General features: G+C 46.8%; 10 protein-coding genes. 3 read left to right on the forward strand and 7 right to left on the reverse strand.

Annotation, left to right across the window (positions count from 1 at the left end):
- Positions 1-77 precede the first annotated feature (77 nt).
- Together AB0L18_RS04475 and AB0L18_RS04480 are read right to left on the reverse strand one after the other, a co-directional pair.
- A complete protein-coding gene (locus AB0L18_RS04475) occupies positions 78-1,202 on the reverse strand; it encodes a hypothetical protein (RefSeq protein WP_367391382.1) in 1,125 nt (374 codons plus the stop codon).
- 308 nt (positions 1,203-1,510) lie between these two features.
- The gene (locus AB0L18_RS04480; protein ID WP_367391383.1) at positions 1,511-3,094 is read right to left on the reverse strand and encodes a T9SS type A sorting domain-containing protein; all 1,584 of its coding nucleotides are present in this window, start codon (positions 3,092-3,094) and stop codon (positions 1,511-1,513) included.
- 789 nt (positions 3,095-3,883) lie between these two features.
- Between AB0L18_RS04480 and AB0L18_RS04485 the strand changes: the two genes are divergently transcribed.
- The 3 genes from AB0L18_RS04485 (at position 3,884) to AB0L18_RS04495 (ending at position 9,114) form a co-directional block, all read left to right on the forward strand.
- Positions 3,884-6,175 (forward strand): CHAT domain-containing protein, encoded by a 2,292-nt coding sequence (locus tag AB0L18_RS04485; protein WP_367391384.1) that lies wholly within the window; start codon positions 3,884-3,886, stop codon positions 6,173-6,175.
- Between the two features lie 308 nt (positions 6,176-6,483).
- On the forward strand, positions 6,484-8,304 hold the full coding sequence (locus AB0L18_RS04490; RefSeq protein WP_367391385.1) for a M61 family metallopeptidase: 1,821 nt from the start codon (positions 6,484-6,486) through the stop codon (positions 8,302-8,304).
- 174 nt (positions 8,305-8,478) lie between these two features.
- Entirely contained in the window at positions 8,479-9,114 is a 636-nt protein-coding gene (locus AB0L18_RS04495) for a thioredoxin family protein (RefSeq protein WP_367391386.1), read from the forward strand.
- A gap of 205 nt (positions 9,115-9,319) precedes the next feature.
- On the opposite strand, the gene AB0L18_RS04500 is transcribed toward AB0L18_RS04495, so the two are convergent.
- The 5 genes from AB0L18_RS04500 to AB0L18_RS04520 form a co-directional block, all read right to left on the reverse strand.
- Positions 9,320-10,171: a DMT family transporter gene (locus AB0L18_RS04500; RefSeq protein ID WP_367391387.1), complete on the reverse strand. Its 852-nt coding sequence runs from the start codon at positions 10,169-10,171 to the stop codon at positions 9,320-9,322.
- Positions 10,172-10,181: 10 nt separating this feature from the next.
- Positions 10,182-11,648 (reverse strand): D-alanyl-D-alanine carboxypeptidase/D-alanyl-D-alanine-endopeptidase, encoded by a 1,467-nt coding sequence (gene dacB, locus AB0L18_RS04505; protein ID WP_367391388.1) that lies wholly within the window; start codon positions 11,646-11,648, stop codon positions 10,182-10,184.
- A 302-nt stretch (positions 11,649-11,950) separates the two neighbouring features.
- Positions 11,951-16,804: a proprotein convertase P-domain-containing protein gene (locus tag AB0L18_RS04510; protein ID WP_367391389.1), complete on the reverse strand. Its 4,854-nt coding sequence runs from the start codon at positions 16,802-16,804 to the stop codon at positions 11,951-11,953.
- A gap of 196 nt (positions 16,805-17,000) precedes the next feature.
- Positions 17,001-17,432, reverse strand: coding sequence for a hypothetical protein (locus AB0L18_RS04515; RefSeq protein ID WP_367391390.1), 432 nt, complete (start codon positions 17,430-17,432; stop codon positions 17,001-17,003).
- Between the two features lie 79 nt (positions 17,433-17,511).
- Positions 17,512-18,513 (reverse strand): virulence RhuM family protein, encoded by a 1,002-nt coding sequence (locus AB0L18_RS04520; RefSeq protein WP_367391391.1) that lies wholly within the window; start codon positions 18,511-18,513, stop codon positions 17,512-17,514.
- Positions 18,514-18,586 lie beyond the last annotated feature (73 nt).

Raw genomic sequence — 18,586 nt, forward strand, 5'->3', positions numbered from 1 at the left:
CAGATTTGTGATTTCGCAAAAGCAAAACAGCATTTTGTATATGCAGTGACGTAGGCGAAGCCAACGCCGAACAGGGATTAAGGTAAAATTTCCAGGAGCACACCATCGCGAAATTTTAGGGTGAGATAGGCGTAGGTGTCGACGGGTTCGTTGCCGAGTACACCGGCTTCCCAATCGGTGAGCCCTTGCAGGATATTGAAACAGTGCTGAACCAGAGGCTGTGGAAATTCTATTCTTCTGAAGTCGAGGTCGGCCTCTTCGGTAATGAATCGTCCGGCTTGGCCTTCACAGTTGATCACGAAACGATAAGTGAGGTAGCCAGAGACGCCGATGCTAAGTGTGGTATCAAGTTGCTCTTGGAAGACGGCCTCCAGGCCACGTTTTCCGAGGCGGTAGCCCGCATCGGGATAGCTGTTGTAATAGTCGTGGATTCGTTCTTCGGGGTGGCATATATTAAAGGCCGTACCATTGTCCATAGTATTAGCAGGGTTGATGTAGCCTACGCGCTTGGGAGCGGCGGCACGCCGTTTCAGGAAGGTTTTATGGGGCATTTGCTCCACCAGTTCCATCCTTACTATTCCCTCTTTCTCAACGTGCATTTCCCGGGCATAGAGCCCCATGCCTTTGAGGTAGGTATCGCGGATTTGGGCTTGAAATCTGCGGTCTTCACGCTCGGGGTAGTGATAGTGTTGTTCGCGTTCTTTGTAAAATATTTTAGCGGGTTGGTTGTCGAGTAAACTGTCGATACGATGCGTTTGTCGCAAGAGAAACTTTTCTTCCGTTTCTTGGTTGAAAGTGGTTTGGGTTTCCAAGCGAGCGGTGTCCCCCTGCCAGTTGAGCAGTACGGGAGAAATTATGGTGGCAGGAAACGTATCGCCTTGCCAATATTGTTCCTGTTGCTCAACAATTTGTTGATGATCTTGAAAAAAAGTCAGCCTGCGATCGAGCGGTTGAAAGCCCGCATCGTAGGTGGTAATTTCCAGACGATCATCCGCTGCCAGACGATAGAGATGGTAGCGGATGTCGGTAGATTTGTTGTACCCATCAGCGCTATTATAATGGAGATAATATTTGTTGACTACCCCCTTGCGGAGCAACTCGGTAGGCGGAAGATAGTCGGCAGCAGTCCCAAGCGGAGAGATCGTTGGTCGGCAAGCGGCAAGCAAGCAGGCGAAGCCTATACAGAAGAACAGGTGTTTCATTGGCAAAGGATGATTTCGAGGCCGCCTAAAATAATCGTTTTTTAACGGCGCAAAGTACTTAAGGGTTTTGCTTAACATTCTATTTGCACAATTAAAACCGGCTACCCCATTACAGGGTAGCCGGACCGCTTACTTATGAAAAACTGAGTAATTCTTTTTGTCTATTTTGGGGAAAGAGCCGATTTTCTTCGTTTTGGGGTACCTCTTGCTTCTCTCTCCGCCTCCCTGGTGCATACGCCTTCAAAGCGGAGAACAAGTACGGCAGGAGATTTATCCCAGTACCAAGTACCTCGTACCCAATACCTTTTTTACTGCTTTACCACCATTGTCTGCGCTACCGCTTCACCAGATTGTACACGCAACAGGTAGGTGCCGCGGGCAAGCCTACGAGGCGTTGGCCACTCCAACTCCGTCATCTCCTGCTGGTTGGAGATCACCTCCTGATGTACCAGCTGTCCCACCATATTGTACATGCTGATGGTCACTTCATCTACCTCCGGCAGCTGGATGGTGACCAGGGCGGTGGTGGTGAAGGGGTTGGGAGTGGGGGTTAGGGTGAGGGGGGTGGGGGTGGGGGTAGATGAATGATTTAATTTTCTATTTCCCGGATTTTCCACCTCACCAGGATTGAAATCACTAATATCTAATACCCTCCCATTTTGTACTGTTCCCATTAATGCAGGTGTCTCTTGAGCAAGACTCAATAATGTATTTTTTAAAACGTCTGCTCCTGGATGTACTCCGAAGTTGTTATAATAATAGAAAATCTGAGCGAGTGCAGCAGTGACTAGTGGAGCAGCAAAGGAAGTGCCATTAGAGAGAAAGTAATTTACCCCGTCGGTAGTAAGGACATTCTCGGATTCAGCTGCAATTTCAAAAATATATTGATCTTGATTTGTATTATCCCAAGGTAGCGCAAAACAGTTTTGCGTACCAGCCACTGAAATCTCATTAGCATAGGGCATGGTTCCTGGAAAAACATTACCTGAAATCAATCCTTGATTACCCACACTACTAACAAGCATAATATTATTTGCACCGGTTGAATTATTAAGAAGTCTACCCCAAGTTGCTGACAAAATATAAGCTATTTCGTCAATGTCAACATTGCTTGGAAAAACAATATTCGCACTGAAATTCAAAATAATCATATCCCCTGAACTCCATAGACCAGAATTAATATTATCCATTATGTAATTTATTATCTCAATAAGAGTTGCAACTGTAGCTGTCCCATCACTGTTAAAAACTGGAGCACTAGTATACTCAACATTCTCCAACTCAGTTTGTGAAAGTATATTATCAATTACTGAATAAACTTTTTGTCCATGAGTTCCCCCCAGATTTTCTGGTCCAGATGCTAATTGAATAATCCCTATACCAGGCCCAAAGACAAGCTGATCAATAATAATAATTCTAACAGCTCCGGAGGGATCAACTCTTTCAGGTACGGGGCTAAACAATCTAGAATTCGCCTCCTCATCACAATAAGGCAAAGGATCAAAAGTACCATCCTCATTGAAGGCTCCATCTTGCTCTAGTTGGAGGAGGAGGTTGAGGTTGCCGTTGTTGATGCTGGCAGAAGTGTTAGTGTTTTGTCCCTCTTCACCTTCTTGGATATTGATGTAATACAACAGCGCTTCCACATCATTAATAATAGTCGTTTCTCCACTTTCAGTAACGGTGATAGGAAATTGAATTCCTTCCCAAAGTTCAATTCCATCACCGATGTTGGTGGTAGTGGTAATGCCAAAAAGATCGCGCACCGCCTGCTGCTGGGTATGGGTCGTTCCTCCCACATACTCTACGATAAACTCATCCGCGACAAAGTTTTGGGCGAACAAGGCTACCGTGAAAAATAATGCTAAAAAAGTACTTACAACTGTTTTCATCTTTGTTCTTATCTTGTTGATTGAATAATCTGTCCTCTATATAAGCTCAAAAAGGGCAAAACGTGACATTTTTTTTCTTGTTTTTTTCTTTCTGAGGCAACAAGCACAAAAAAAACAAAGAAACAAACCACCCAAACATCTCGTAATCAAATGTTTAAAAATATAAATCTCACTTATAGGATATTTGCATTAAAAAATAATCTTTTCCTACTCTTCGTCTGCTCATTGATCTCATTTAAGCAATTACGAGGGCAGTCTGCCGACTCTTTAGTCCATGATTTGGCCGATAATGCCGAGAAGATTAACAATATTGGTAGCTTTCCCTTTTTAGAGAAGGCATTTTCGCTGTGTAAAGAATATGGCTGCGCTGATTCTACAATTGCACGGTTATATCAGCGAAAAAGTATTGCTACTTTCTATGGTTATGACAATTATGATCTATCCCTAAGTTATACTGACACTGCAATTTACTTTTATGAACGGGCATATGGCAAAAGTCATATCGTTACCGTAAACTCTCATTATAACAAGGGTGTCATTCAATCTATTATTGGCAGATCTACTCAAGCAAAAAACACGATAGAAGATGCAATCAATTTCCTTAGCACAATCAAAAATTTAGAAAAAAAAGACTCTATCTGGATTAGCTGGAACTATGAATTAATGAGAATTAACAGAAAAATAGGAGACCTTACAACATCTGAAATTTTATGTAATTCAATACTAGGAAATGAATTTTTATTCCCATTAATAGAGGATTATACTAAATCCAGTTTAGGATTAATATATATGGATCAGGCCAAGTATACTGATGCTAAATCTCTGTACTTAAGCTATATTAACACTCCAAACCACTCACCAAATCAAGCCATTAATGGCAATTTAGCGTTAGCATATTTAGCATTAGGTGAAACTCAATTAGCAGAACCTCTCTTATTAAAAAAACATAGTTTTCATTTAACAAATATCCTATCACTTAACTCAAACAACAACAAAGCCTTCCTCTCCAACTCCCACGCCAACCTCCTCCAACTCTACCTCCAAAAGAAAGCATACGACCAGGCTGAATATCACTACTCGGAGGCATTGCGCCTGCTACTGGAAGTAGACAGCACCGGCCGCCTGCCGCGCTTCGCGGAAATCTACTTCAAAAAAGGGAAGTTGGAGCATGCGCTGGGGAAATACGATAGCAGTCTGGCCTTTTTGGAGAAGGCCATGCAGGTGGTGGCTCCGGAGTTGAAAACCACTGGGGCCGATGAGAACATCAGTATTGTTGGGCCGTTTAAGCGGGTGATTGAGATCATTGGTTTTCGCGCGCGCGTGCTCGCCAGCAGAGGAGACCCCAAAGGCGCGCTCCAGGATGTGGCCCTGCTCAATCGACTGGTGACGCAGAGCCGGCGGAGCTATCAGTCGTCGCTTTCGAAATTTTACCTCATCCAGCAGGTGATGCCGGTTTATGAGTTGGGCATCCAGCTCAATCGACAATTGTATGCCCGAACTGGCAAGCAGCAGTACCTTGAACAAGCCTACGCCCTCAATGCCCGCAACAAGGCCATCCTCTTGCTCGAAAGCTTGCAAAGTGATCGCGCCATGACTTTCGCCAAACTACCGCTATCGGTGCAGGAAAGGGAAAAAGAACTCCGCGATGCGCTCTCCGAACAGGAGGGCTTCCTCTATGATGCTTACCAAAACGATAAGCCTATTGATAGCTTGCAAAGTGTGGTCTTTGAAAAGGAACAGGCCTACTTTCAGTTTATCCAGCAACTCGAAAAAGACTATCCGGCCTACTACCAGCTCAAATACAGCGCAGATCAACCTCCTCTGGTGGCCGATGTACAAAAACAACTGCACAAGGACCAGGCCATGCTCGAATATTTTGTGGGTCAAGACAGCATTTACACCTTCCTCATGGATGGCAAAAACTTCAAGGTCTTCGCCAAAGCTACGCCCGCTGGGCTCACTGATTCGGTGGAGCTGTTCCGGGAACTGCTCACCAATGGCATCGAAAAGGATTGTGAGCAGACCTACCTCCGGCTGGGGCGCTATTTCTACCATCTGCTATTGGCAAAACCACTGGCGCAACTCGGTGACCAGAAAAACAGGTTGGTGATCATCCCCGATGGGCTGCTCAACTATTTATCCTTCGAAGCACTGCTCTACAAAGACATCCCTCAGATGAACGGCGCCGACGGCTTCCTGATCGAAAAATATGCGTTTAGCTATGCCTATTCCAGCAAGCTGCTTATTGAGCAGGCGTATTACCCACGCTCCGCCAGCAAAAGTTTTGTAGGCTTTGGGATGGAATACGATGACCATACGCTTGACTACCTGCGGCAAATGGATTACGGTAAATTTGAAGAAATTGATACCACATTCACCCTCCCTTGCGGCTTTACTGTGGATACCACCCGCCGCTATTTGGGCAAACTGGCTTACTCCGACGATGAGGTCCGCGATATCGTAGCCATCACCGAAGGCGATAGCTGGCTCAACGAACAGGTTACCAAAGAAAGGTTTCTCCAGGAAGCCAGCGACTACAACCTACTGCACCTCTCCATGCACGGCAGTTACGACCTGGAGTTCCCGATGAATTCGGCGCTGATCTTTACCCGCAGCGATTCTTCGGATGTGTTCTTGCGCGCTTCCGAAATCTATGGCCTGTCACTCACCGGAGAGATGGCGGTGCTCAGTGCCTGCAATACCGGCTACGGCAAGTTACAACCCGGCGAAGGAGCCATGACCCTGGCCCGGGCATTCCACTATGCGGGCATCCCCTCGGTCGTCGCCAGTTTGTGGAGCATCCCCGACAACTCCTCCTCCCGATTGATGAAGCTCTTTTACGAGCAGCTGAGTCATGGTTATCCCAAGGATGTGGCCTTACAAAAAGCCAAGTTGATCTACCTTAAAGACGACCAAATCAGTAGTCCGACCAGTCGGCAACCCGTACACTGGGCCCCCAGTATTGTCATCGGCAGTGTCGATCCGGTAAAGGTGCGCTCGGCTTCGCCCTGGTGGCCTTTGGCGGGGATACTGGTGGTTGGATTGGGCTTCTTGATTGTGTTTGTGAGGCGGGATAAATAGCCACTAAGGCACGAAAAACACGGAATTACACAGAAGTTTTTTTGCCGCGGAGAAAGGGAGACACGGAGGTTTTTTGCCACTAAAGCACTATAACCTGCCTACCAGCAAGCTGGCCTTGCGGTCAAGGGGCACGGAAATCGCAACCCGCAAAAAAAACCTCATATGCCCTTAGCTGCCTTATATGGTTCAAAACACGCAACCCGCAAAAGTCGGAAATCGGAAGTCGGAAGTATTTAAACTTCTCACCTCGCACTCCGCACTAAAACAAAGCCCCTTCTATTTTCCGAGGAAGTACTTACCTTTACCTTATGAAGAAACTTATCCTTAGTGCCCTTATTTTGCTCAGCATTGGCCTATCGGCACACACCCAGCAAGCGATTCAATATTCCTTAAACCTTGAGAACATCCAGCACCATGAGTTGGGTGTGGAGGTACACTTCCCTTCCTTGCCGCCGCAGCCACTGGTGGTACGTATGCCGACGGCTTCCCCCGGGCGATATGCGACCCACAATTTTGCAAAAAATGTCTATGGGGTTGAAGCTTTTTCATTGGACGGCAAGGCCCTTTCTGTCAGTAGAACAGGACTGAACGAGTGGACGGTAGCAGGCCACAAGGGGGCGGCAGTTTTCAAATACACCCTGTACGCCAACCGCGCCGATGGGACCTATGCCAAGGTCGACAACCGTAAGTTGCACCTCAATATGCCCGCAACTTTTGCTTATGGAGTGGGCCTCTCTGACCGGCCAATAGAATTAACGATCCCGGCAGACCAACAACCGGATTGGACGGTGGGTACGCAATTGCAGCGGGTAGGTGATCGCCGTTTTCGGGCGCCAGACTATTACTACTTCTACGATAGTCCCACTTTTGTGGGAGACATTCGTTTCCGGCGCTGGACAGTAGCTAGCGGCAGCAGGACAGATACTATCGAAATGGCTTTTCTGACGCCTGACCCCGATAGTTTATTAGATGCTTACGCCGAATGGACCCAACAAGTCGTCTTGGAGCAGCAGGCCATTTATGGAGAGTTGCCTGCTTTTGATTTTGGCCGTTACACCTTTCTTTGTGCTTACAACCCTTACGTCAATGGTGATGGCATGGAACACCGCAACAGTACCGTTTGCAGTGCTTCCGTCCCGTTGGAAGGCTATAATGATCGCCTGATTGGAACTATTTCTCACGAATTTTTTCACTGCTGGAACGTTGAGCGGATACGGCCAGCTTCTTTGGAACCTTTCAATTTTGACGAGGCCAACCTCTCTGGCGAACTCTGGTTTGCCGAAGGTTTCACCAGTTATTTCGATGACTTGAGTTTGCAACGGGCTGGCATTTTGAGCGCTGAAGATTACGTCAAGGGACTTACTGGAACGCTCAACTATGTCTTGCTGAGACCGGGTACGCGTTACCGCGGACCGATAGGAATGAGCCAGTGTGCACCTTTTGTAGATGCTGCTTCTTCGATAGACAAAGATAATTTTGACAATACCTTTATCAGCTACTATTCCTACGGAGCCGTATTGGGCCTGGCCCTCGACCTGGAGCTTCGCCGCGATCACAACACCAGCCTGAGTAGCTTCATGCGGCTGGTCTGGGAACGTTATGGAAAACCAGAAATTCCTTACCATATTCCTGACTTGGAACACCTTTTAGGGGAACTAACTGGTGATAAAGATTTTGCTAAAAATTGGTTTGCAACGCATATTTACAACAGCGGCCTTCCTGATGTAAAAGGACTTTTAGAGGACTTTGGTGTCAAAATGGAGCTCAATGAGACCGATAGTGTCGGCTTTTATGGCTTACGGCTGCGCGATACGGAAAAGGGACTACAAGTAGGCGGAACCGTATTTGCCAATAGCCCTCTTTATGGAGCAGGGCTAGAAGAAGGCGACTACATCATAGCACTCAATGACCTTCCGGTAGAAAACAAAAAAGCATGGGATGAAGCTGTCGCAGGAATAAAAATCGGCCAACCTTGTCGGATTCAGTTTGTACAAAACGGGATAGAGACCTTAGGGGCTTTCACAGCTACTTATGACCCTAGTTTCAGCGTCAGCTTATTGCCGGAGAATGAATTAAAGAGCAAGGTGAAAAAACGCCAGGATGCTTGGTTGGCGTCGGGGAGAGAGTAGGTTTAAGGGTGTAAGGGTGTAAAAGTGTAAGGGTGTAAAAGTTGGGTGACCAAATACTTCCAACGCCGACTTTGAAATGGTTGGATAGCTGACCATCAAACAATCAACCATCCAACAACCATCAACCTTATTCCCCTTCATCGGGTTCTTATCCTTAAACAACTACAGCGACCAATGAAGCATCTTGTTTGGGAAGACCTCTCCAACCGCTATTCTTACGCGGAATTCAGACAACTGACCAATGAATTACTAGCCAAAGGGCTAACCACGGGTAGCGACCATAGCCCAGCCATGATTCATTATACGGAACTGAACGTTACTCGGATGAATAGGCTGGACAAGCGTTCGCGCCTGACTGAAGAGACGCTTGCAGCATTACACAAGATAAAACGACCGCTAGTCTGGCTGACCATTACCGAGGCCTGGTGTGGTGATGCGGCACAGATTATTCCCGTATTGGAACAAATGGCTAACGAGCAGCCCCTTATCGACCACTATCTCATTCTCCGCGATGAACATCTGGAGATTATGGATGCCTTTTTGACGAACGGAGCCAGAGCTATTCCTGTCACCATTGTCATTGACAAAGAAAGCAATGAAGTGCTTGGTCACTGGGGCCCGCGCCCTGAAGTTTTACAACACCAGGTAATGGAAGCAAAGGCCGCTACCTTAGCTACCGTCAACCCCGATGAACGGGCACTTATTGCAGAGCAGGCTAAGATCGATACGCAAAAATGGTACGCCCGAGACAAGACCCTCTCTACCCAGCGTGAGGTACTAGAATTGATCGGAACGCTCTTAGAATATTAAGGAATAATTAACTAAAATAACAATTCTGTCTATTGTTAATGTTCTTTTTAAATGTCCGCTTTGTGATGCCAAGAAGGCAGTACTCAAACGAAAATTTCAGTAAGCTTTTGCGGTCGTATGATAAGATTACAATAAGGTAATATGTGCGACTTGACGCTCCATTCGGAACAAACCGGGTGGAGCGTTTTATATTTTTGGACAGTGTTTATTTCATAATTCTCCTTACCCGCTTCACCCGTTTCAATACCAAGATTCGAAGAACAAGCGCGGCAACAATGATCACCCCACCCACAATAGCCATGGCGCTGGGACGCTCACCAAAACCAATTGCTACCCATACAGGGTTGAACAGAGGCTCTAACATGGTCAACAAACTAGCTTCTGTAGCGGTGGTTCGTTTCAAACCATAAGTGAACAATAAATACCCGAGCCCCATCTGGATCAAGCCAAGATAGGCCAGCATCAGGTGTTCTGATCCCGTAAATGTTCCGGCAGCCAGAAAGCTGGGGAGGCCCACCAAGACCACCAAAAAATTCCCCCAGAAAACTGCCGATACATGGTACTCGTGCGGATTCGCCCGCTGCCCGAGCATAAAACCGGCATAAGCAACACCCGACAGTGCAGCAATCAGGAGCCCCCAGCCTCCAGAGACATCCAACCCGTCCATAAAAAAGAGGCTCATCCCCAAAAAGCACAAGACCGTCGTAATGATATTGATGGGTTGATATTTCTGCTTGAAAAGCAAAGGCTCTAATAGCAAAACATAAGCCACGCCTGTGTACTGCAGAAAAATGGCATTCGCCGCCGTCGTCAACTTGGTCGCCGAAACAAAACAAATGAGCAGGGCTGCATAAAAAAGGCTGTTCCACAGGGTAAGCCAATTGAAAGTAAAGACCTTCAGCCGGTAAACCGCAAAAAAGACCAGCATTGTATACATGGCCCGGACGCAGAGAATGGTAAAGGCTTCTTGCGGCAACCACTTAATAAATAGTCCTGCACTGCTCCACACCAGTGCCGCCAACAAAACGGTGATTAAACCTTTGTTTCTTTCGTTCATTTTACTGAAATTATTCCGCCAGGCGAGCCATGATATCCAACAACTTCCGGCGGGCGTCGCCTCCACTTCCTTCGTAATTATTCAGGAGCACACTAAAAGCCAGCACCTTCCCAGCGCGATTGGTAACATAACCAGAATAGGCTCTTACTTGCTCCAAAGAGCCACTTTTAGCGCGCAATTTACCCTCCGCAGCGGTTCCTTTCAGGCTGTTCTTCAAACTCCCTGAACGGCCAGCTAAAGGAAGGCTCTCCCAAAATACCGACTGTATATCCTGGTCGCGATACATCGTACTAAGCAAAGCGCAAAAGAACGCTGGTGGCAGTACATTCCGCGGCGACATCCCCGAACCATCGTAAATTTGTACACCTCCAAGATCAAGCCCGCGACCTTCCCAATATTCATGGATAGCTGCGATACCGGCCGCTGCACTCCCCTCCCCTTTGACCTTGCTGCCGATGGCTCGCAATAGGGCTTCTGCGTATAGATTTACGCTCTCCATATTCGTCCGGTCAACGATTTTCCTTAATGGAAGACTTTGGTGCGTGTACAAAATCTTGGGATTACCCAAGGCTGATGCAGAAGTACCTAAACTACGCATCGTTGCTGGTGGGCGTAAGCAAAGAATCCCTACTCCTTCTAAAGCATCACGCAACTGCTGAGCGGCAAATAAGGGCGGATCAGGAATAGCACCCTTGATTGTAAACAAGCCACTCCCCACCGGAATGGTGCCACGCAGATGTCGTGTGTAAGTGTAAGGAGCGCCATAGATATAAGCATTGTCGCCCGATCCGCGTTCCGCACTCGTTATTTCATTGATAAATTGCAGTCCTGGCACCTTGGGTTGGGTAGTTACAACAGGAGGCACTGCATCTAATTGACCCACTTGCTGAAAACGGAGGTAGTACAAATTATCGTGCAAATTCAGTCCAAATGCACCACATCCATAGTAGTTCCCCATGTCCAACCATTGCCAATGACTACCATTCACTGCGGAGCTAAAAGCTCGTTCATCTGTGATGACACGGCCAGTAACTTGGCGGATACCTGCCTGTTGTACCGCCATTCGAAAACGCTCCAGGATCGCCTCCAAGCCGGGGGTACCTTCCATTTCTGGCGAGCCCAGGGTAGGGTCACCACTTCCAATGAGATAGAGGTTGCCACTCAATACACCTTGTGCATCAATGTAGCCATCATAGGCCAACTGGGTTGTAAAGCGATGGTCAGGCCCCAGTATTTTGAGTGCTGAAGCCGTCGTAAAGAGTTTTAGATTCGAAGCAGGTATAAGGCTTTTTTCACTACCAATCCCTGCTAATTCCTCCCCGGTAGCAGCATCCACCACGGAAACGCCCACACTGGCGTGTAAAAAATAATCATCTGCTGCCCACTGGTCAATACTTTTCTGTAAGGCCGTTTGTGCAACAAGGAATCCATCCACAAATAAGCTGATTAGCAAGAAAAAAACGGTACGACTATACATAAGGTCTGGATTTATTTTCCTGGCTGCAATATCGTAATAAGGGATGGTTTGAGAATGCTTAGTGACGGATCAAAAATAACTGATTCCATTTTTGATTCGCTAAAATTTTCTAAGCAAGCAACTAAAAGGAGCTTGCGTGAAAATATTTGCGAATCGTTGAAAAAAATGGAATCAGTTATTTCCGTCAAATTACTTAGATAAAAAAAGCTCACTGCCTTGGGAGATGCTTATTTTAGAAAATCTAAAAGAGCACTAAGGCAGTGAGCAGAAAACAGTAAACTGTTCTTTTGTATATTCCTTTACTACTGTACCATTATTCTGGCCGTGGTTTGTGCCTTACCGCTTTGGAGTCGCAATAAATACGCACCTGCTGGCAAATCACTGAGGTCCAGTTGGTACCTACCGCTCAGAGCCGACAAACGTACGTGACGCAACTGTTGGCCCTGAACACTTATTACATCAACAAAGAGGTCATCATTGAGTTCTGCACTTAAGGAAATTTGTACTGGCCCAGTCGTGGGGTTTGGCCAAATTTCCAAGCGTGTCCCAGCCAGTTCCAGCACCGCATTGCTTTCCACAACCGTGAATACAAAAAATCCGGAAAGGGACTCTCCACAATCATTGACAGCAGCTACTCGCCAGTAGTATTGGCCAATGGCTAAACTCGTAGCATAAGTTGTACCGTTGACGGTTTCGTTCACCAACACATCGGTGAAGGTATCGTCCGTAGCGATTTCTATTTGGTAGTTATCGGCACCAGCCACAGCAGTCCAGGAAAAGTCGACAGGAGTTCCACCTGGCACTTCAGCGGTATTTGCTGGCACCTGCAAAGCAGACAATGTGGGTGCTGTTTCTACATTGACGGTTACCTGACCTACATTGGAATATCCTTCGCCGGTGATGGTCACGGAAAGGACGTAGGTTCCGGGAGCGATTCCCAAGAAGTTGTTCCACACCAAGCTCAGTACACGACTACCAGCAGCAAAGCTGGAAGTAAATCCACTAAAATCAGCAGCTGGATTTGCATTTACACTCACGCTCAGTTGATCACCAAAGCCTTCGCCCAGCGTAAACGTAGCGGTTGTTTGGTCTGCCAGACAACTGTTGAGCGTCGGCTGACCAGTCGCTACTGTAATATCAGGGCTTGTTGTGAAACTAAAGATAGGACTGGCATTACCTGTACCACAATCGTTTTCGCCCACTACTTGCCAATAGTAAGTGGTGTTATACATCAACAATCCCGTAGCTACCGAAGGATTCAAGGCAGGAAATACCAAGACGGGGTTGCTCAAGTCAGGGTTTGTTGAAAGGGTCATCACGTAGCCCGTGGCACTTGCCAGTGGGGTCCACTGCAATAGGGTCGACAAGTTTACATCTACCGCACCGTTAGCAGGAGCATTCAGTACCGGGGTACCTGGTGTTCCTACTACTTGCAAGTTGAGCATAGCAATGGCCGTTTCATTACCATCGGTACCTTGCAGGCTAATGTTAAAGTTACCGTTGCTCGTCAGGTTATTAAAGGTAACGGTGATCGTGCTGCCGGGTATAACAGGATTGGTTTCAAAATCAACGGTTGCACCCCCTGGTAGGTTGGAGGCACTGAGCGTTACAGGACCGTTGAAACCGGTTCCGATAGTTAAGTCAAATATACCAAAACCTCCGTTACAAGCACTTACTACATTCGTAGAAGGGACGAGTATTACCTCCGAAGGTGCCAAGGTACAGATGTCCAGGTTCCAACCAAACAAGTTACCAGCGTCAGCGTCGGCGTTATCAACAATAGTGAGGGTCCAGAGACCATTTGCTTCTTCTCCTACAAAGGTACTGAAGGGCTGGGCTGGCTGAAAATCCCCCTGAATGGCAATGCCACCACCGTTGCAGGTAGCTTGAAAATCAGCGGCCGTATCGGTTGCATCGTCAGAAAAATTGGCCAAAATGCCACCCTGGTTACAATTAGGTCGGTTAAACAAAGTGATCACCGTTCCGGTTGGAGAAGTCAGGGTAGCGTTAAGGTCTCCCATGTAGGTATGGTTGCTGCTAAGGTTGCTCAGGCTCACCTCCTGGATTGCGCCCATTTGGTTCACCATCAAGGTAGAGGTAGTAATGGTACCATTAGCCGGGCCGATCGTAACCCCCTCCGTAGAAGCAGTATTGATGGCACAAGTAATGGCTATCGTTGTAAACTGAAAAGCCGCTGACCATGCTCCCTCACCACAGATGTTGGTAGCACGCACACGCCAGTAGTAATTCGTTTGAATTTCCAATTCGGGGGTCTGGAAAGAGGTTTCCGTAAGGTTCATACCCATCCCAACAATATTGGTAAAAGCAGGATCGGTAGCAATTTCTACATCATAATCAACACCTAGTGGTTCTGGCACCCAGGTAAGCAATACACTCGTAAGTTCATCAACAGCCATGTCTGTTGGACTCAATAATGTTGCTCCTGCAGGAGCTCCTGCAAGCACGGTGAGGCTGAGACCTTGCGTACTTTCATTGGTACCATCGGTGCCGTCGAGAATGATATTAAAATTACCATCGGTTGTCAGACTACTAAAGGTGACCGTGATCGTGCTACCGGGCATAGCGGGGTTGGCTTCAAAATCCACTACGGCTCCATTAGGCAGGTTGCTTGCACTGAGGCTTACAGGGCCTTCGAACCCGTTACCAATCGTCAAGTCTACTACCGCGAAGTCACCAACACAGGTGCCCAATTCATCGGTAGAAGGCGTCAGCGCAATTTCCGAAGTTACCAAAGTACAAATCTCCAAATTCCAGCCCAGCAAGTCTCCACCGTCCTGATTGGCATTATCGACAATCGTCAGTGTCCACAAGCCACTTGCTTCTTCGCCAACAAAAGTACTGAAGGGCTGAGCTGGTTGGAACTCGCCCTGAATGGCGATCCCGCCACCATTGCAAGTCCCCACAAAATCAGCGGCCGTAGCAGTAGCGTCATCCGCAAAGCTGGCCAGGATACCTTGCTGGTTACAAGAAGGTCGATTAAATAAATTAATCACCGTCCCAGATGGCGAAGTCAACGTAGCATTGAGGTCTCCCATCCAGGTATGGTTGCTGCTAAGGTTGGTGAGCCTCAAATCAAGAATTTCTCCCGTTTGGGCAATCATCAAGGTCGAAGTCGTGATGGTACCGTTGTTTGGACCAATGGTAATCCCCTCCGTAGCGGCGGTATTGATTGCACAACTGACCGCAGCCGTTGTGAATTGGAACGCCGCTGACCAAGCGCCATCGCCACAGATATTTGCGGAACGAACGCGCCAGTAGTAATCCGTCAAGATGTCCAGGTTGGGTGTTAAAAACGAAGTTTCAGTAAGATTCATCCCCGAACCAATGATATTGGTAAAGTTGGGATCTGTAGCAATTTCCACATCGTAACTCTCCACAAGTGGCTGTCCCATCCAGGTAAGCAATAAACCCGTAAACTGATCAACAGCCATATCTATAGGGCTCAGTAAAGTTGTTGCAGCAGGGGTTCCTGAAAGAATGGTCAGGGTGAGGGTCTGGTTGCTCACGTTGGTGCCATCGGTACCGTTGAGTACAAAGGAATAAACACCCTCGGGAAGGTTCTCGGTGCCGGTGATCGTCATTTGCGTGCCTTCTCCGGGATTGACTATTGTTTCGTCAAAAACAGCGGTCAGCCCTATTGGAAGATTGACCAAGGTCAGGTTAACAGGGCCAAAAAAGTTTTCATTTACGCTGATATCGTAGGTAGCGGTTGATGGCGCACATAGCGTTTGTACCGCAGGAGTAGCTCCAGCGAAGAAGCTGCACTGAAGCTGGGCACGACCAGGAATTTCCAGTACACCGGTATTGTCTGGATCCAGCCAATCGCGTAAGCGCGTACTGGGAGTCCCGCCTCCTTCCCAGGAAGTAAAGAACCAACCATAACTATCGTAGGAGTCGTTGTTGCAAGATGCGGCACCACCATGTAGCTGGCCAATGACTTGCTTGTTGCTATTAAAAATAGGAGAGCCTGAAGAACCTCCTTCGGTGGTACCAATGTCCCAATCTTCAATGATGAGGTGGTTGCCATCAGGAACAGGTGTAGCACCCGAACCCCAATTACCCGTATAAACGCCATCAAACTCAAAGCTAATGCGCTTTTCGTCGGTGCTAGGGTGATGAATCCCGATAATTGTATCCTGCGCTAATACTTCGCGCGCATCCCAACCGGCAAACCAGGCGTCTGCTGTTTCGGAAACAGGATCGTCGAGCTCTACCAGGGTCATGTCGGAAGGTGCATAAGCAGCACGGAAAATTGATCCCGTATTGAAATCAGCAAGGCTACCATCGCCATTGCCACCGCTGGCAGGTGAGCCGGGTTGGCGACAGACGCTGTTGATATAATTCCAATACACCACCAAACTAGGGGCGTTGCCATTGTTTATCCCACAGTGATTGGCCGTCATAAAGAAAGGGGCACAATCCTGGCGAGCATTGCTCACCAGGAAACCAGTACAAAAAGTCCCACCTCCGGTAGAGATCACCCCAACCGACTGGATAATATCTCGGTAATTATCCACGATACCCCAGCCGTCGGCAGCTCCACAAACAACATCCAGGTTACAAGAACCCGAAAGAACGCTAGAAGCAATATCACCAAAACCAAGAAAATCATGGTTAACGGATTTCAGATGAAGCCTTAGCTCGCTCTGTCGAGCCGCAGGTAGGCTCACTTCAATGACCAGCTCATCGCCGGGGATGACTGGTGTCCATAGCTCTTCGTGGTCTTCGTTATCAGCAGGCGTAAATGGGCCTTGCACCAACGAACCATCCGGGGTATAGAGCATCAGCTGCCCGCCAGGAGGCATCCGGTACTGATCGAAACCAAAATTGATGGACTTGGCCCCCGGCGAAGGTACCCGCAGTCGCCAAACGGCCGTACCATTGGCCACTTCCCAGGTACCATGTGTATTGGGCGACACATTGACTTCAATGGTTTCCGCAAAACGAGGAGCCCGCCCTGGTGCGCGACGTGCTTGTTCGGCTTGTAATAATTCCTTATTGTCGAGCCTAGGTAGTTGTAATTGTTCAACTTCACTAAGCGGCGTAGATGTTGCTGCTAAATTTTGTGCGGCGAGGCCATTGAGCGTAAGGCATACCGTTGATAGCAGCAAAAGCATAGTAAAAAGCTTTTGCATATCCCTGATGTTGTTTGATGATGTTGAGCGACGGGCAATCATTAACTGTCAGGTTGTCAAGTAGAGGTTTTGACAGTTATTGATCATACATCGCAAATCCACCCAAAATTAATGGAATTGTGTAGATGCCCCAATAAGGCTCGATATTTTAGCACATTGGAGACAAAGAAAGTGGCTTTATGTTCCGTAAAAGATATCATTCGTAGACAAAATCAAAGCGCAGGTTGATCCAGTCATTTTCTTCACGCAAGCATTCCATGAAGTCCGCATCTAGCGGAATCTCCCACGTCATGAATCCGTGATCGGGCAAGGGTTCAGCTATGTTGGGCACCACCAAGGTGCAGTAACCATTATCCACAAAAAGGGTTTCTGCCAACAGGTTGCCCGACACCGTACAATAACGGAGCTTTAATAAGGGGGCATCCCAATCAAAATCTACCGAAAAATCTGGTTGGCAGCCCAACAAGGACATTCCGCCAGGATGCCAATTTTCGGCCCATGAAAAAAGGTTGTCTTCGAGATCGTAGGCAATCTCAATGTGCGTCACGTTGGGTGACGGTGTCGTAGGCTGACAAGCTCCAAAACTTAAGAGGAGCAGCCCCAGGAGTAAGTTGGTTAAGTTTCTCATGGAGCCAATATGCAGGGAGAAAGTCCCAAAATCTGGGACTTTTGGATTTTTTTTTAAAAAATCGTATCCACTGCAAGCTTTATTTTTTCTTCTTTTCCTGATTTATCAATTTTATCTCATTTTCAAGCTCTTTGAGACTTTGCTCTTTTTCTTCTAGCAGTCTTTTTTCTTTGTACTTATCATACTCTACGGTAGCAATTTCATCAGCAAGACTTTTACGTACTTTACCTGCATCTTCCAAAATTTCTCTTTCATTGATCGTCAAGATGTCATTGAGCTTTTTTATCCAGTCTTTCATGTACATCGGCTTCTTCGCTTGTGCCTGTGCTTGAGCAAATGCCAAATATTGTTCGACAAGCAGATTCAATTGTTTAAGCTCATCTTCAGATAAATAGTTCTTTGCAACCGTGACATCAGATTTCCTGATTTTCTCACCTTTCCAGGTCGTTAATCCCATATTTTGCTTTTCAGCATTGACCCGTTTTTTTATCAACTCAGCCGCAGTATGTTGATGGACAGCCCAATGCAATTTGTTTTGAACCGTTGCATAAAAATCTTTACTTAAATCAGCATTTGAATCATAATCAATACTTGTCGTATAGATATCCTTTACTTTTTGATAAAATATCTTCTCGGAGCTCCGGATATCCCGAATCCTCTCCAACAGTTCATCAAAATAATTCATTTGATTCCCTGACTTCAAACGCTCATCATCTAAAACGAAGCCTTTTATCAGGTATTCCTTGAGTTGCTGTGTCGCCCAAATTCGGAACTGTGTACCTCTGTGAGAATTCACTCTATAGCCAACAGCAATAATTATATCGAGATTAAAATAGATGATTTCTCTCCGGACACTCCTCTCCCCTTCTTCACGAACTTGTGCAATTTTTGCACAAGTTGATTTCTCATCTAGCTCACCCGTCTTATAAATATTTTTGATGTGCCGAAGTATAGAAGTTCTATCTGTTTGAAACAATTCCTCCATTTGGGCATGATTCAGCCAAACAGTTTCATTATCTAAGACTACTTCAATCTTGGTTTGCCCGTTCTCGGTTTGGTATAAAATTATTTCTCCATTCATATTCAAAGCATATTAGCGTCTAGGTAAAATTACAAAAAAAAACACCTACAATAGCACTTTTTGTTTTTTTTAA

The sequence above is a fragment of the Lewinella sp. LCG006 genome (assembly GCF_040784935.1).
Lineage (GTDB): Bacteria > Bacteroidota > Bacteroidia > Chitinophagales > Saprospiraceae > Lewinella.

Coding starts and splice junctions, on each gene's coding strand:
- AB0L18_RS04475 (WP_367391382.1), bottom strand. CDS start 1,202: ATGAAACACCTGTTCTTCTGTATAGGCTTCGCCTGCTTGCTTGCCGCT.
- AB0L18_RS04480 (WP_367391383.1), bottom strand. CDS start 3,094: ATGAAAACAGTTGTAAGTACTTTTTTAGCATTATTTTTCACGGTAGCC.
- AB0L18_RS04485 (WP_367391384.1), top strand. CDS start 3,884: ATGGATCAGGCCAAGTATACTGATGCTAAATCTCTGTACTTAAGCTAT.
- AB0L18_RS04490 (WP_367391385.1), top strand. CDS start 6,484: ATGAAGAAACTTATCCTTAGTGCCCTTATTTTGCTCAGCATTGGCCTA.
- AB0L18_RS04495 (WP_367391386.1), top strand. CDS start 8,479: ATGAAGCATCTTGTTTGGGAAGACCTCTCCAACCGCTATTCTTACGCG.
- AB0L18_RS04500 (WP_367391387.1), bottom strand. CDS start 10,171: ATGAACGAAAGAAACAAAGGTTTAATCACCGTTTTGTTGGCGGCACTG.
- dacB (WP_367391388.1), bottom strand. CDS start 11,648: ATGTATAGTCGTACCGTTTTTTTCTTGCTAATCAGCTTATTTGTGGAT.
- AB0L18_RS04510 (WP_367391389.1), bottom strand. CDS start 16,804: ATGCAAAAGCTTTTTACTATGCTTTTGCTGCTATCAACGGTATGCCTT.
- AB0L18_RS04515 (WP_367391390.1), bottom strand. CDS start 17,432: ATGAGAAACTTAACCAACTTACTCCTGGGGCTGCTCCTCTTAAGTTTT.
- AB0L18_RS04520 (WP_367391391.1), bottom strand. CDS start 18,513: ATGAATGGAGAAATAATTTTATACCAAACCGAGAACGGGCAAACCAAG.